16 protein-coding genes are annotated in these 14,092 nt (G+C 63.4%); 11 read left to right on the plus strand and 5 right to left on the minus strand.

The window, feature by feature from the left end:
- The first annotated feature begins 51 nt into the window (after window positions 1-51).
- Window positions 52-864, plus strand: coding sequence for a TIGR00282 family metallophosphoesterase (locus FIU91_RS05695; protein WP_152461779.1), 813 nt, complete (start codon window positions 52-54; stop codon window positions 862-864).
- A 101-nt stretch (window positions 865-965) separates the two neighbouring features.
- On the opposite strand, the gene FIU91_RS05700 is transcribed toward FIU91_RS05695, so the two are convergent.
- Entirely contained in the window at window positions 966-1,229 is a 264-nt protein-coding gene (locus FIU91_RS05700) for a hypothetical protein (RefSeq protein ID WP_152461780.1), read from the minus strand.
- 88 nt (window positions 1,230-1,317) lie between these two features.
- On the opposite strand from FIU91_RS05700, the gene FIU91_RS05705 reads away from it, so the two are divergent.
- The 5 genes from FIU91_RS05705 to FIU91_RS05725 all read left to right on the plus strand — a co-directional run bounded on the left by FIU91_RS05705 (window position 1,318) and on the right by FIU91_RS05725 (window position 4,051).
- On the plus strand, window positions 1,318-1,506 hold the full coding sequence (locus FIU91_RS05705; protein ID WP_093010137.1) for a DUF6494 family protein: 189 nt from the start codon (window positions 1,318-1,320) through the stop codon (window positions 1,504-1,506).
- Window positions 1,507-1,514: 8 nt separating this feature from the next.
- Window positions 1,515-2,579 carry an Mrp/NBP35 family ATP-binding protein gene (locus tag FIU91_RS05710; protein WP_152461781.1) on the plus strand — a complete coding sequence of 355 codons (1,065 nt, stop codon included), beginning with the start codon at window positions 1,515-1,517 and terminating at the stop codon, window positions 2,577-2,579.
- Complete coding sequence (locus FIU91_RS05715) at window positions 2,576-3,283, plus strand: biotin/lipoate--protein ligase family protein (RefSeq protein ID WP_152461782.1); 708 nt, start codon at window positions 2,576-2,578, stop codon at window positions 3,281-3,283. Before FIU91_RS05710 ends, FIU91_RS05715 begins: the two co-directional genes overlap by 4 nt.
- Window positions 3,280-3,759 (plus strand): DUF6505 family protein, encoded by a 480-nt coding sequence (locus FIU91_RS05720; RefSeq protein WP_152461783.1) that lies wholly within the window; start codon window positions 3,280-3,282, stop codon window positions 3,757-3,759. Before FIU91_RS05715 ends, FIU91_RS05720 begins: the two co-directional genes overlap by 4 nt.
- 94 nt (window positions 3,760-3,853) lie before the next feature.
- Window positions 3,854-4,051, plus strand: a complete 198-nt coding sequence (locus FIU91_RS05725) for a CsbD family protein (protein WP_152461784.1) — start codon at window positions 3,854-3,856, stop codon at window positions 4,049-4,051.
- A 7-nt stretch (window positions 4,052-4,058) separates the two neighbouring features.
- Here FIU91_RS05725 and FIU91_RS05730 read toward each other — a convergent pair whose 3' ends face one another.
- Both FIU91_RS05730 and FIU91_RS05735 read right to left on the minus strand, forming a co-directional pair.
- On the minus strand, window positions 4,059-4,739 hold the full coding sequence (locus FIU91_RS05730) for a hypothetical protein (protein ID WP_093010132.1): 681 nt from the start codon (window positions 4,737-4,739) through the stop codon (window positions 4,059-4,061).
- Between the two features lie 40 nt (window positions 4,740-4,779).
- Complete coding sequence (locus tag FIU91_RS05735; RefSeq protein ID WP_152461785.1) at window positions 4,780-5,478, minus strand: DUF1194 domain-containing protein; 699 nt, start codon at window positions 5,476-5,478, stop codon at window positions 4,780-4,782.
- 256 nt (window positions 5,479-5,734) lie between these two features.
- Between FIU91_RS05735 and FIU91_RS05740 the strand changes: the two genes are divergently transcribed.
- The gene (locus FIU91_RS05740) at window positions 5,735-6,742 is read left to right on the plus strand and encodes a DUF4393 domain-containing protein (RefSeq protein ID WP_152461786.1); all 1,008 of its coding nucleotides are present in this window, start codon (window positions 5,735-5,737) and stop codon (window positions 6,740-6,742) included.
- Between the two features lie 8 nt (window positions 6,743-6,750).
- Here the strand turns inward: FIU91_RS05740 and parE are convergent, their stop codons facing one another.
- Window positions 6,751-8,709 (minus strand): DNA topoisomerase IV subunit B, encoded by a 1,959-nt coding sequence (parE, locus tag FIU91_RS05745; RefSeq protein WP_152461787.1) that lies wholly within the window; start codon window positions 8,707-8,709, stop codon window positions 6,751-6,753.
- 118 nt (window positions 8,710-8,827) lie between these two features.
- Here parE and FIU91_RS05750 point away from each other — a divergent pair, with 118 nt between their 5' ends.
- Window positions 8,828-9,724, plus strand: a complete 897-nt coding sequence (locus FIU91_RS05750) for a DMT family transporter (protein WP_152461788.1) — start codon at window positions 8,828-8,830, stop codon at window positions 9,722-9,724.
- Here FIU91_RS05750 and FIU91_RS05755 read toward each other — a convergent pair.
- Window positions 9,721-10,527, minus strand: a complete 807-nt coding sequence (locus FIU91_RS05755; RefSeq protein ID WP_152461789.1) for a putative rhamnosyl transferase — start codon at window positions 10,525-10,527, stop codon at window positions 9,721-9,723. The genes FIU91_RS05750 and FIU91_RS05755 overlap by 4 nt on opposite strands.
- A gap of 462 nt (window positions 10,528-10,989) precedes the next feature.
- Here FIU91_RS05755 and rpsL point away from each other — a divergent pair, with 462 nt between their 5' ends.
- Genes rpsL through fusA form a run of 3 tightly spaced genes read left to right on the plus strand, consistent with a single transcriptional unit; the run spans window position 10,990 to window position 14,014 of the window.
- Window positions 10,990-11,361 carry a 30S ribosomal protein S12 gene (gene rpsL / locus FIU91_RS05760; RefSeq protein ID WP_074257494.1) on the plus strand — a complete coding sequence of 124 codons (372 nt, stop codon included), beginning with the start codon at window positions 10,990-10,992 and terminating at the stop codon, window positions 11,359-11,361.
- A 15-nt stretch (window positions 11,362-11,376) separates the two neighbouring features.
- The gene (rpsG, locus tag FIU91_RS05765) at window positions 11,377-11,847 is read left to right on the plus strand and encodes a 30S ribosomal protein S7 (protein ID WP_093010127.1); all 471 of its coding nucleotides are present in this window, start codon (window positions 11,377-11,379) and stop codon (window positions 11,845-11,847) included.
- 25 nt (window positions 11,848-11,872) lie between these two features.
- On the plus strand, window positions 11,873-14,014 hold the full coding sequence (gene fusA, locus FIU91_RS05770) for an elongation factor G (protein ID WP_152461790.1): 2,142 nt from the start codon (window positions 11,873-11,875) through the stop codon (window positions 14,012-14,014).
- Window positions 14,015-14,092: the final 78 nt, after the last annotated feature.

Genomic DNA, 14,092 nt, shown 5'->3' on the forward strand with positions numbered 1-14,092 from the left:
AGGGCCGCTTTGCCTCTGGGCAATCGCGCCCCGGAGGCTTAGTCAGGGGTCATGAGATGCCTGTTCCTCGGAGATGTCATGGGCCGCGCCGGCCGCGCCGCCGTGACCGAACGTCTGCCCGGCCTGCGCGAGGCCTGGAAGCTCGATTTCGTCGTCGTCAACGGCGAGAACGCCTCGAACGGGGCGGGGCTGACCGCCGATCACGCCAAGCTGCTGTTCGAGGCCGGAGCCGATTGCGTCACGCTCGGCGATCATGCCTTCGATCAGAAGGAAATGCTGCAATTCGCCGAGGCTGAAAGCCGGATCGTCCGGCCGGTGAATTTCGCCAAGGTCGCGCCGGGGCGGGGCTTCCGGCTCTTCGAGGATCGGCGGGGGCGCAAGGTGCTGGTGGCGCAGGTTCTGGGGCAGGTCTTCATGAAGCGGCCCTTCGACGACCCGTTCAGCCACATGGAGCGCGTCCTGAAGGCGCATCCGATGGGCGGGCAGGCACAGGCGGTCATCGTGGACGTGCATTGCGAGGCAACGTCGGAAAAGATGGCGATGGGCCACTTCTGTGACGGCAAGGCGAGCCTCGTTGTCGGCACGCACACCCATGTGCCGACGGCGGACGCGCAGATCCTGCCCGGCGGGACGGCCTATCTGACCGATGCGGGCATGTGCGGCGACTACGATTCGGTCATCGGGATGGAGAAAACAGAACCGCTCCGCCGCTTCGTTACCGGCATGTCGAAGGGCCGCTTCCAGCCCGCGCTCGGCGAGGCGACGCTTTCGGGCGTCTACGTGGAAACCGATGACAGGACGGGCCGGGCAGAGCGCGTCGTCATGGTGCGCCAAGGCGGACGGCTCGAGCAGACGGGCCCCTGAGCGCCGGTCCGCACGGGCATCGAGCCCGCGCGGTCCGGACGAGAGGCGCTGCCTCTCGTGCTCTCCGCGGTATTTTCGCCAATCCAAAGGAAGGAGCGCGCTCAGCGCAGCTCGATCGGGGCGCGGCCGTCTGGCCCGGGGAACAGCTTGGGCTCATCTTGCGTGACCTTCGCTGCGGGACTGGCGGCGACGCGCGGGATGCGTGTGGGGGTGCTGCGAAAGCATCGTGGCAGCAGACGCTCCATGAGACCGGTCGGTATGCGCGCCTCGGACACCGTCGGTTTAAAGCGCATGTCGGTCTTGACCGAGGCTTGCGACGCCGACGAGACAGCCCATATCGCCAGAAGCAGTTTGACCCGGTTCATCGGCATACCCTCCTCGCGCGCTTGGCTTGCAAGGCCAGAGGGCCTGTCCTACAGAGGTCAACGCTCTGAAACGGAGGAGGCCCCGGCCATGAACGAAGACCTGAACATGTCGATGCGGAAGTTTCTCAAGCAGGTGGGCGTCACCTCGCAGAAGGCGATCGAGGATGCCGTCGCCGAGAAAGGCGGGATCGAGGGCCAGAGTTTCGAGGCCAAGGTCGTTCTCACCGTCGAGGGGCTCGACCTCGAACATGTCGTGACCGGCACCATCAAGGGATAGGCTCGCAAGTGGCTGTGACACGTGACGCGGTTCTGGCCGCGCTGAAAGATATCGAAGACCCGGCAGGCGGTGATCTCGTCTCGCAAGGGCGGATCAAGGCATTGAATGTCGAAGGCACGTCCGTGCGTTTCGTCATCGAGGTGCCGGGAGACAAGGGCGAGGCGTTCAAGCCCGCGCGCGACGCCGCCGAAGCTGCGGTCAAGGCGCTGGACGGAGCGGAGACCGTCTCGGTGGTGATGACCGCCCATTCCGCCCCGAAACCGCCGCCCGATCTCAAGGGGGCGTCCAAGCCCGAACCGAAAGGCCCGCAGAAAGTGCCCGGGATCGACCGGATCGTCGCGATCGCGAGCGGCAAGGGCGGGGTCGGCAAGTCAACCGTCTCGGCGAACCTCGCCTGCGCGCTGGCCGCGGAAGGCCGCCGGGTGGGGCTGCTCGATGCCGACGTTTACGGGCCCTCGCAGCCACGCATGCTCGGCGTGTCGGGCCGGCCGGCGAGCCCGGACGGCAAGACCATCCTGCCGCTGAGGAATTACGGCGTCACGATGATGTCCATCGGGCTGATGATGAACGAGGGTCAGGCCGTGGTCTGGCGCGGGCCGATGCTCATGGGCGCGCTGCAACAGATGATGAATCAGGTGCAATGGGGCGCGCTCGACGTGCTGATCGTCGACCTGCCGCCCGGCACGGGTGACGTGCAGATGACGCTCAGCCAGAAATTCCAGGTGGACGGCGCGATCATCGTCTCGACCCCCCAGGACGTCGCGCTGCTCGATGCGCGCAAGGGGATCGACATGTTCACGCAGCTGAAGGTGCCGCTTTACGGAATGATCGAGAACATGTCGACGCATGTCTGCTCGAATTGCGGTCACGAGGAGCACATCTTCGGTCATGGTGGTGTCGCCAAGGAAGCAGAGAAGCTGGGCGCGCCGCTCCTGGCGGAAATCCCGCTGCACCTCGACATTCGCACGGCCTCGGACGGAGGCGCGCCGATCGTCGTCTCCAAGCCCGATAGTGCCGAGGCCGAGGCGTTCCGGTCGGTGGCTCGGCGGCTCGTGGAGAACAACCTGGCATGACCGCCGGTCCCGACCTGCCGCCACTTCTTGAAGCCTTGGCGGTGGCCGGGGAGACGCCTTACGCGGCGGCGATCCGCGCGGCGATGGACGGGGCAGAGGCCGGGTTGGTCCTGTACGATCCGGTCTCGCCCGACCTCGATGCGGCCATCGTCTTTGCCCCGGATGTGCCGCGCGCAGAGGCCGCGGTGATGCTTCCGCTCGGCGGTGTCGCGCTGCAGAACGCGCTCGGCTCGGTCGCGCCGCCGGAAGTCGCGCTGCATCTGGCATGGGACGGTCCGGTCCTGGTCAACGGAGCACGGGCGGGCCAGCTCAAGATTGCCGCCGCGCCGGGCCCCGTCGAGACAGTGCCGAACTGGTTGGTTCTCGGGCTGTCGCTGCGCTTCAAGCCACGGGCGGACGAGGGCGGCGAGCGGCCGGGAGAGACCGCGCTTCACGCCGAAGGCTGCGGCGAACTTGCGCCGCTGCCGCTTCTGGAAAGCTGGACCCGGCATCTTCTGCACTGGCTGCACGACTGGGAAACGGACGGCTTGGCCGCGCTTCACCGTGACTACGCGGCGCTTCTGTGGCAGCTCGGCGAAGAGACAGAGATCGCCGGGCAGACGGGGCACCTTGTGGGTCTCGATGAACGCCTCGGCGCGCTTTTGAAGGTTGAAGGCCGGACGGAGGGCCTGCCGCTGGTGATGCTGATGGAGGAAAGAGAATGAACCTCGCACGCGCGATCCATTTCGACGAAAGCGATACACGGGTGTTCCACAGCCCGGCCCGCACCGGGGAATGGTGCATCTCGGGCGGGTTCGAGTTCTCCAACTGGGGCGAGGGCGATCTCGAGGGCAAGGCGCGGCAGGCCTTCTCGAACGGCTGGCTCGGGCTCGAGACCTTCGGGCGCGTGACCTTTGTCGCCGTCACCCGGATCGAGGAGGCGGAGCGTGTGCGCCTTGTCGAGACGCTGGCGACGCATTTCGTGGAGGTCTATGGCGCGCCCTCGCAGGATGCGGCGCGCGAAGTGGCAGAAGCCGAGATCGCGGAGATGCAGGCGATGTGCGACGATTTCGACCCGAATACGATCCTGAGCGTCTCTCGCGAGCTGACCGAGGCGGGCGTGCGCGAGGAGTATCGCGCCATCGAAGCGCCGGATGCCGAACTCGAAGCCTTCGCCGTGCATGGCAGCCTCGACGATTGATCGGCGAAGATGTGCGCGCGGCGCATGATTTTCGGAACATGGCCTGCGGGGCGATGCGTTGGATATTCGGAGTGCAATTGCGAAAGGACACGCCATGAATTCCGACCAACTCAAAGGCCATTGGACTGAACTCGTCGGCCAGGTGCGCGAGCATTGGGGCGAGCTGAACGAGGACGAAGTTCAGCAGACCAAGGGCGATCGTGAGCAGATGATCGGCCAGATCCAGAAGAAATACGGCAAGACCCGCGAAGAAGCCGAGCGCGAGTTCGACAAGTTCGTCGCGGGCCTCTGATCGCGCGTCAGCGGCAGATGTTTTCCGTCTCCGCTCCCGCCCAGGGGATGCGGACGTTCCGGGCCTCGAGCACACGTTCGAGGCCCGAAATGTCCATGGCGCCCGAAATCGTCTGTCGCAGCCGGTCCGTACGCGGTGCTTCGGGATCGAGCACCAGGCAGCAGACATATTCTTCGACCAAGGAGCCCTGCTGCTCGTAGCCATAGGCAAAGAAGTCGCCGGTCGCGTCGGGATCGAAGAGGTACGGATCGTCGCTCCGCTGATGTTCGGCGGCGGCGCGAAACGGATGGTAGCCCGTGCGCTCGCGCTGTTGCCATTGCCAGACATGCGTCATCTCGTGAGCAAAGAGCATGGCCGAATAGAGGTCGATCACCTCGGGCATCTCGGCGAAGAAGTCGTCACGGAAAATGTCCTCTCGCCACATCACCCGGTTGAAAAGCGCGATCGCGCCGGCCGAGACCTCCACTCGTTCGCCTTTCGAGGGTGGAAACAGGCGGTCCTGGCAGGTGAGGCGCGGGCGGATTGGCCGTGTGTAGCTGTAGGCCGCGAAGGGATGCCCGTCGTTGAAGCGCACCGGGCGCGGATCGACCGTGCCGCCCGTCAGTGCATCGGCAACGAACGCCTCGCGCTCCGTCAGCGGACGGCCGCAGGCGGCCAGGAGAAGAAGAGCGACGATCAGAAGGCGCATGGCGTGCAAGGAAGCTCAAAGCGCGACCGGCGACAAGCCCTCAGCGGCTGGCCTCGCGGGGAAGTGCATGCGTCCCCGATATCTCCAGGATGAGCTTGCGCTTGACCGCCTCGGCGAAGCTTTCGCGGCTTTCGGCGGTAACGACGAACGATCCCATCCCGCCGATGATCTGCGTCTCGTAAGCCGCCTCAAGCCCGCCATGTGCGCGGCCCGGATCGTTCGGGCGCAGGATCGGTAGGGCGTTGATGGTAACGCCTTCGGCCAGAACGCGGGCACGGGCCTCGGCGATGGAGAGGCCGGAATAGTTGTTCACGCTGTCGCCCGAGAAGTCGATCACGCGCCGCCAGCCATCGATATCGTTCGTCTCCATAAGCTCGAGCCCGTCGAGAAGTGCCGAGCCGATCGCGTTGCGCCCATAGGCTTGCCGGGGTTTCGACAGAATCTCTGCGGCGAAGACTTCGGCTTGCTCAAGCCCCGCGATCCGCGTCCAGGGCGCGACAACCGCCGTGTTCGCGGCCCATTCGACGTAAGTCACCGCGATGGAGCCATAGGCGGTGTTCCGAATTGCCGCGAGCACTTCGGGGTCGGTGATCGCCGTCGCATAACCTTCGCGCTGGAAGGCGATCTCGGAGGCGTCGATGGAGCCCGAGGCATCGGCGAGGAGCACCAGTTCGAGGTCGGTGTCCTGCGCGAATGCCGGTGAGGCAAGGAATGTGAGGGCGAGGAGAAGGCGGCGCATGGGGTGAGTTTATCATGCCGGGGCGACGGGTGGCTCACGTTTCGGTGGGTGAAGGGGTGGGCGGTTGTTCGAGCGAAGTACCCCAGAGCGCGGAATCGCGGCTCCATTGGCAGCCGCCGCGCTCCAGCGCCTGCCCGCCCCGGTGGGCTGGCGCTTTGTCCGGGCCAGCGCTTGCATTCGAACTGAGCGCGGATGTGGCAGGCATAAAGCGCCCATGTTCCACCCTTAGAGCGCCATCCCGCGGGCAGGCGCATTGATGCTCTACGTGCTTAAAGAACAACCGCAAACTTACGCCAAGAATCGCAGGAACTATCTGACATTATCCGAGCCTGCTAGACTTTTCCGATGTCTGAGATGTAAGCTACACATTATTAACGAAGGCCTAATTTTTTTAGCAAGAAGAAAAGGTTGTAGCTCGTTGGCTGAAGATAGCAAAGATAATGTGAGTGAAGTAATTAACGCTGCTGCTAACCTTGCGAAAGCAGTTCCGGTTTATGATGATGCAATCAAACCGATTGCAATAGAAACAGGGAAAGCTCTCGGAACTGTCGGCAAGTTGGTTAATTCTGCACTCGCGCCGTTGCGAGGTCTCGTTTGGGGGGCTGAGAAAATAGAAGCGTGGGTGCAATCGCGCGTATCAGCCAAACTTGAGAATGTTCCGCCAGAAAAGATCATATCTCCAGATATAGCGATTGCGGGGCCAACCATTAGTGAACTAAAGTATAGAGGCCATAAGCCAGAGTTAAGCGAGATGTTTGCAAGTCTTTTCGCTGGAGCGATGAATTCCGATACAGCACAGAAAGCTCACCCTGCATTTGTAGGAATGATCTCCAGTATGACGCCATTGGATGCAAAGGTCTTTGCAACAATAATGGAGGGCGAGCCAATACCCTATATCGCTGTTGACTTGAAGGGAAAGGAGGGCTCAATTAACGTGCTTGATCTCGTATCTGACACACTCTTTAATGCGAACGTATTTCCCTCTGGTTATAGTAATGAAAGTGTACAAAAATTAAAGTCAAGCCTCAATAACCTTGAAAGAATGAAGCTAGTAGATGTAAATATGGATGGATATCTTTCCGCTCCGCCTTTCGAAAAAAGGTACCAGGAGCTTGAGGATTCTGAGGTAGTGATCTCATTCAAGGAACAACTGAAAGATAAAAATTTAGGTGGTCGAAGTATATGGATTAGAAAACGCTTTATTAGGTTGACCGAGTTGGGAAGAGACTTCTCAGAAGTCACCTTGACTAGCATCGGTACGTGACGCCACAGTCACACATCCAGCTCCTCCACGAACCGCGCGTTCTCCTGGATGTATTGGAACCGCAGTTCCGGCTTCTTGCCCATGAGGCGTTCCACGAGGTCGCCGGTCTCGCCTGGCTCGTCCTCGTCGATGGTCACGCGGATGAGCTTGCGGGTCGCGGGGTCCATCGTCGTCTCTTTCAGGTCCTTGGCGTCCATCTCGCCGAGACCCTTGAAGCGTTGCACGTCGATCTTGCCTTTCCCGCCGAGCCCTTTCTCCATCCAGAGCTCTTTCTCGGCTTCGTCGGCGACATAGAGGCGTTTCGGCCCTTGCGTGAGGCGGTAGAGCGGCGGGCAGGCAAGGTAGAGATGGCCGTTATCGATGAGCGGTCGCATCTGGCTGAAGAAGAACGTCATCAGGAGCGAGGCGATGTGCGCGCCGTCGACGTCCGCATCGCACATGATGATGATCTTGTCGTAGCGCAGATCGTCGAGATTGAACCGCGTGCCGAGCCCGACGCCGAGCGCTTCGCAGAGATCGTTGATCTCGGCATTCTGGCCGAGCTTCGAGGACGCCGCGCCGAGCACGTTCAGAACCTTGCCGCGCAAGGGGAGTAGGGCCTGGAACTCGCGGAACCGCGCGCCCTTGGCCGAGCCGCCTGCGGAATCGCCCTCGACGATGAAAAGCTCCGTGCCCTCGCGCGTCTTCGAGGTGCAATCGGTCAGCTTGCCGGGCAGACGCAGGCGCTTGGTTGCCGATTTGCGCTGCGTCTCTTTCTCCTTGCGGCGGCGCATCCGCTCTTCGGCGCGCAGGACGAGGAAATCAAGGATTGCGCCCGCGGACTTCGTGTCCGAGGCCAGCCAGTTGTCGAACCGGTCGCGCACCGCGCCTTCGACCAGCTTGGCGGCTTCGGTCGTGGCCAGCCGGTCCTTCGTCTGGCCGACGAATTCCGGCTCGCGGATGAAGCAGGAGACCAGCGCGCAGCCGCCGGTGACGAGATCGTCGCGGGTGATGTTCTGCGCCTTCTTGTTGCCCGCGAGATCGCCATAAGCCCGGATGCCCTTGAGGATGGCGGCCCAGAACCCGGCCTCGTGCGTGCCGCCTTCGGGGGTCGGCACCGTGTTGCAGTAGCTCTGCAGAAAGCCGTCGCGAGAGGGCGTCCAGTTGATCGCCCATTCCACCTTGCCCGGCCGGTCGAAGCGTTCGCGGAACTCGACCGTGCCTGAGAAAGGCTGGCTGGCATAGGTGGCCGCACCGCCCAGGGTCTCGGTCAGGTAATCCGACAGACCTCCGGGGAAGTGGAAGGTGGCCTCGGTCGGGGTCTCGCCATCGTCGATGGCCGATTTCCAGCGGATCTCCACGCCCGAGAAGAGATAGGCCTTCGAGCGCACCATCTTGAAGAGCCGCGATGGCTTGAGCTTGTGCGTGCCGAAGATCTCGGGGTCCGCATGGAAGGTCACGGTCGTGCCGCGCCGGTTCGGCGCCTGGCCCGCCTTTTCCACCGGGCCAAGCGGCTTGCCGCGCGAGAAGCGCTGCACATAAAGCTCGCGGTTGCGGGCGACTTCGACGACCATCGAATCCGACAGGGCGTTGACCACCGAGGCCCCGACGCCGTGCAGGCCGCCCGAGGTCTCGTAGGCTTTGCCCGAGAACTTGCCGCCCGCGTGCAGCGTGCAGAGGATCACCTCGAGTGCAGATTTTTCCGGAAACTTGGGGTGCGGATCGATCGGAATGCCGCGCCCGTTGTCGCGCACGAGGCACGAGCCGTCTTGCAGGATCTCCACCTCAATGCGGTTGGCATGGCCCGCGACCGCCTCGTCCATCGAGTTGTCGAGAACCTCGGCCACCATGTGATGCAGCGCGCGCTCGTCGGTGCCGCCAATATACATGCCGGGGCGTTTTCGGACGGGTTCGAGCCCTTCGAGCACCTCGATCGAGGAGGCGTCGTAATCTGAAGGCACGTGGCCCGCGAGAAGGTCTTCGGCCATAAGCTGCTCGTCCCGGATTCTGTGGTTGGGTTGAGGGTGGATTAGACCATCTGGGGCTCGGCAGGGCAAGCCGGACCATATCTGGCGGAGCGCGCGCGGCGGTGCTACCGCTTGCCGCATGACACCGAGCGCGGACAACGCGAAGGGCGCGGGGCTGATGATGGCCTCGATGGCCGCCTTCACCATCAACGACGCCTTCGTGAAGGCGGCGGGGGCGGCGCTGCCGCTCGGGCAGATCCTGCTCCTGCGCGGCGCGATCTCGATTTGCGCGCTTGTCATGCTGGCGCGGATGCTGGGTGCGCTGAGGGCCGTGCCGCGGCGGGATGCGGCGCTGATCGCGTTGCGGTCGCTCGCGGAGGTTGGCGCGGCCTATTTCTTCCTGACCGCGCTTTTGGCGCTGCCCATCGCCAATGTCACCGCGATCCTGCAGACGCTGCCGTTGACCGTGACGCTGGGCGCGGCGCTCTTTTTCGGCGAAGAGGTCGGCTGGCGGCGATGGGCCGCCATCGGCGTCGGCTTCTGCGGGATGCTGCTGATCGTGCGCCCCGGAACCGAGGATTTCACCGCTGCCTCGGTCTATGTGCTGATCGCCGTCCTTTTCGTGACGGTGCGCGATCTGACGACGCGGCGGATGTCTGCGGGCGTGCCGTCGCTGCTGGTCACGCTCTCCGCCGCGGTCGCCGTGACGCTCTTCGCGTCAGGGCTGACGCTGGTCCAGGGATGGCAGCCGCTGTCGGTGGGCACGGGCGGGCTGGTTCTCGGCTCTGCGATCTTTGTCAGCGCGGGATACTTCCTGTCCGTCGCGGTGATGCGAGTGGGCGATATCTCTGCTGTCGCGCCGTTCCGGTTCACCGGCCTTCTCTGGGCGCTGGCGCTCGGGCTGATCGTCTTCGGCGAGTGGCCGGAGCCGCTGACCTTCGCGGGTGCGGCCCTTGTCGTGGGGGCGGGGGTGTTCACGCTTCGGCGCGAGCGGCGGCTCGGGGCAAAGCGGGCGCGGCGCGGGGTGCCGCGCTAAGGCGCGAACACCGCCCTGACATGGTCCGCGTCGACCGCGAAGCGCGCGCGGATCTCCGCTTCGCCGGCGGCATCGAGCCGGGGCAGGGGATGCGGCTTCACATGCCGCTTCTGCCGCGAATCGTTGAAGCCGTTATGTCCCCGGAGAAACATGGGCGGATCGTTGAACGTAACGGTCGGCATGTGCAGGTTGATCTTCTGGTGACCGAAATTCATGACGCTCTGCCGGACGCCGCCTTTCACCGCCATCGCCTGCGCCACGCCCCAATAGGGATGCGACACTGGCTCGCCCGAAAGCCCGTTTGCATCGGCGCGGATCAGCCATCCCGACCCCCAGTCGAAGCCCACGAGCCGATGCTTCTCAAGAAGCGGCGCGCAATCGGCCGCCGCCGCGCGCAGACAGGCCACGAAGTCCACCGCTAACGCGTCGTCGTCGTCATGCCGGAATTGCAGGCAAGGCTCATCCGGGTCGAGCCGCGCCTCGTTCAGAACCTTCTGGCAGACCTTGCGGTGTGGCGCAGGCGGCTCTGCGACGATGCGCGCTTGCGGCATATCGGCGGTCAGTTCCAGAAGCCGCGAGAGCGTCTGTGCAGGAAGACTGTCGCCGACAAGGATGACGAAGGTAAAATCGGGATCGGTCTGCACCTTGAGGCCCGGCAGGCAGATCGTCTCGAACAGCGCCAGCCGCTCCTCGAGCCGTTCGGCTGCGTAAAGAAAGGCGGTGCGTTCTTCGATACTGTCGTGTTCGACTTGGAAACCGCCCTCGGCGGGATAGGAGAACCGGCAGAGGCCAATCACTTGCATCGGGGGCGATCCTGTCAGAGAGCTGCGCGTGAAGTGGTGCCAGCAGGGGCCTTTCGGAACAAGCGCAAATGCGCCGGAGAAACCCTGCCGAACACGGGTGTGCAGGGCTGTTGACAAGCCCAGAGACTCCCCATATACGCCGCGCATCTTGACCGAGCCGGAAGCGTTTTCCGTTCGGTCCGACATACGAACTGAAGCGGTCATGATCCGGGCCACGCGCCCCGATCCTCTGGTATCTCCCGCGTCGTTCCCTGAACCGGGGAACGCATGCGGCTTTTTGCGTCGGCATGGTCCGATGCGAGAGACCAGACCGGAGACGGCAGCGCCCAAGATGGCGCGCCGGGGCGCCCGCGGACGAAACCGATGGTGTTTGCGCGAGGGCGCGGGACACCGAATTTGACGAACCCATAGCGTCGGGCCGCGGCCTGCCGCACCTGATGTGAGCTAAACGGGGAAACCGGAATGCCAACGATCCAACAGCTGATCCGCAAGCCGCGGCAGCCCAAAGTCAAGCGCTCGAAGTCGCAGCACCTCGAGGGATGCCCGCAGAAACGCGGCGTATGCACGCGCGTCTACACCACCACGCCGAAGAAGCCGAACTCGGCTATGCGGAAGGTGGCGAAGGTGCGTCTGACCAACGGTTACGAGGTGATCAGCTACATTCCGGGTGAGAGCCACAACCTGCAGGAGCACTCGGTCGTGCTCATCCGCGGCGGCCGTGTGAAAGACCTTCCCGGCGTGCGTTACCACATTCTGCGCGGCGTTCTCGACACCCAGGGCGTCAAGGACCGCAAGCAGCGTCGTTCGAAATACGGCGCGAAGCGTCCCAAGTAAGAGGATTAGGAAAACATGTCCCGTCGTCACTCTGCCGAGAAGCGCGAGATCCTGCCCGACGCCAAGTATGGCGATCGCGTTCTGACCAAGTTCATGAACAACCTCATGGTGGACGGCAAGAAATCCACCGCCGAGCGTATCGTCTACAACGCGCTCGACCGCGTCGAGACCAAGATCAAGCGCGCGCCCGTCGAGGTCTTCCACGAGGCGCTCGACAACATCAAGCCGTCGGTCGAGGTCCGCTCGCGCCGCGTCGGCGGTGCGACCTACCAGGTCCCCGTCGAGGTTCGCCCCGAGCGCCGCGAAGCGCTGGCGATCCGCTGGCTCATCACCGCATCGCGCGCCCGCAACGAGAACACCATGGAAGAGCGCCTTGCAGGCGAGCTCATGGACGCCGTTCAGTCGCGTGGCTCCGCGGTGAAGAAGCGCGAAGACACCCACAAGATGGCCGACGCCAACAAGGCGTTCAGCCATTACCGCTGGTAATACTTCTCTAGCCTGAGGCACTCCAATGGCACGTGAATACTCCCTCGACCGCTACCGGAATTTCGGGATCATGGCGCATATCGATGCAGGCAAGACCACCTGCACCGAGCGCGTTCTGTTCTACACCGGCAAGTCGCACAAGATCGGCGAAGTCCATGACGGCGCCGCGACCATGGACTGGATGGAGCAGGAGCAGGAGCGTGGCATCACGATCACCTCCGCTGCGACCACCACGTTCTGGTTCCGCACCGAGGATGGCGAGAACCCGACCGGCATCTACGGCGACACGCCGCAGGAAGCCAAGTTCCGCTTCAACATCATCGACACTCCCGGACACGTGGACTTCACCATCGAGGTCGAGCGTTCGCTCGCCGTTCTCGACGGTGCGATCTGCGTTCTCGACGCGAACGCCGGTGTCGAGCCCCAGACCGAGACCGTCTGGCGCCAGGCCGACCGCTACAAGGTTCCGCGCATCGTCTTCGTCAACAAGATGGACAAGATCGGCGCGGATTTCTGGAACTGCGTCAAGATGATCAAGGACCGTACCGGCGCGCAGCCGGTTCCGATCCAGATGCCCATCGGCGCGGAAGACAAGCTCGAAGGCGTCGTCGACCTCGTGACCATGAAGGAATGGGTCTGGAAGGGCGAAGATCTCGGCGCGAGCTGGGTCGTTCAGGACGTCCGTGACGAGCTCAAGGAGCGCGCTGAAGAGATGCGCGCGGAAATGATCGAGCACGCCGTCGAAATGGACGACGCGGCGATGGAAGCGTATCTCGAAGGCGAAGAGCCCGATCTGCCGACCCTGCGCTCGCTGATCCGCAAGGGCACGCTGTCGCTCTCCTTCGTTCCGGTCCTCGCGGGCTCTGCGTTCAAGAACAAGGGCGTCCAGCCCCTTCTGAACGCCGTGATCGACTACCTGCCGGGTCCGCTCGACGTGCCGCCGTACATGGGCTTCTCGCCGGACGACGAGACCGAGACGCGCAACATCGAGCGCAAGCCCGGTGACGACCAGCCGTTCGCTGGCCTCGCGTTCAAGATCATGAACGACCCCTTCGTCGGCTCGCTTACCTTCTGCCGCATCTACTCCGGCCTCCTGGAAAAGGGTGGCACGGTGATGAACTCGACCAAGGGTAAGAAAGAGCGTATCGGCCGGATGATGATGATGCACTCGAACTCCCGCGAGGAGATCGAATGGGCCGGTTCCGGCGACATCATCGCGCTGGCGGGTCTGAAGGACACCACCACGGGTGACACGCTCTGCGACTCGAACAAGCAGGTCGTGCTCGAAACCATGACTTTCCCGGATCCGGTCATCGAGATCGCGGTCGAGCCCAAGACGAAGGCCGACCAGGAGAAGATGTCTGCCGGCCTCCAGCGTCTGGCTGCCGAGGATCCGTCCTTCAAGGTCGAAACCGATCTCGAATCGGGCCAGACCATCATGAAGGGCATGGGCGAACTTCACCTCGACATCCTGGTCGACCGCCTCAAGCGGGAGTTCAAGGTCGAGGCGAATATCGGCGCGCCGCAGGTGGCCTATCGTGAGACCATCCGCCAGCAGATAGAGCATACCTACACCCACAAGAAGCAGTCGGGTGGTTCGGGTCAGTTCGCGGAAGTCAAGCTCGAGATCAGCCCGACCGAACCCGGCGAAGGCTACTCGTTCGAGTCTCGCATCGTCGGCGGCTCGGTGCCCAAGGAATACATTCCGGGCGTCGAGAAGGGCATCAAGTCGGTCATGGATTCCGGTCCGCTCGCCGGCTTCCCGGTCATCGACTTCAAGGTGGCGCTCGTGGACGGTAAGTATCACGACGTGGACTCCTCGGTCCTCGCCTTTGAAATCGCTAGCCGGATGGCGATGCGTGAAGGTCTTCGCAAGGCCGGCGCTCAGCTGCTCGAGCCGATGATGAAGGTCGAGGTGATCTCGCCGGAAGAATACACCGGCAACGTGATCGGCGATCTGACCTCCCGTCGCGGGCAGGTCACGGGCCAGGAGCCGCGCGGCAACGCGATCGCGATCAACGCGATGGTGCCGCTGGCCAACATGTTCGGCTACATCAACACGCTGCGCTCGATGTCCTCGGGCCGCGCGCAGTTCACGATGCAGTTCGACCATTACGACCCGGTTCCGCAGAACATCTCGGACGAGATCCAGGCGAAATACGCATAAGAGCGGTGCGTGGGAGACCACGCACCCTACCCCCGTAGGGTGCGCATTTGAGGCGCACCGCCAAAGACAAAGGAGGCC

The sequence above is a fragment of the Roseivivax sp. THAF30 genome, assembly GCF_009363575.1.
Classification (GTDB): domain Bacteria; phylum Pseudomonadota; class Alphaproteobacteria; order Rhodobacterales; family Rhodobacteraceae; genus Roseivivax; species Roseivivax halotolerans.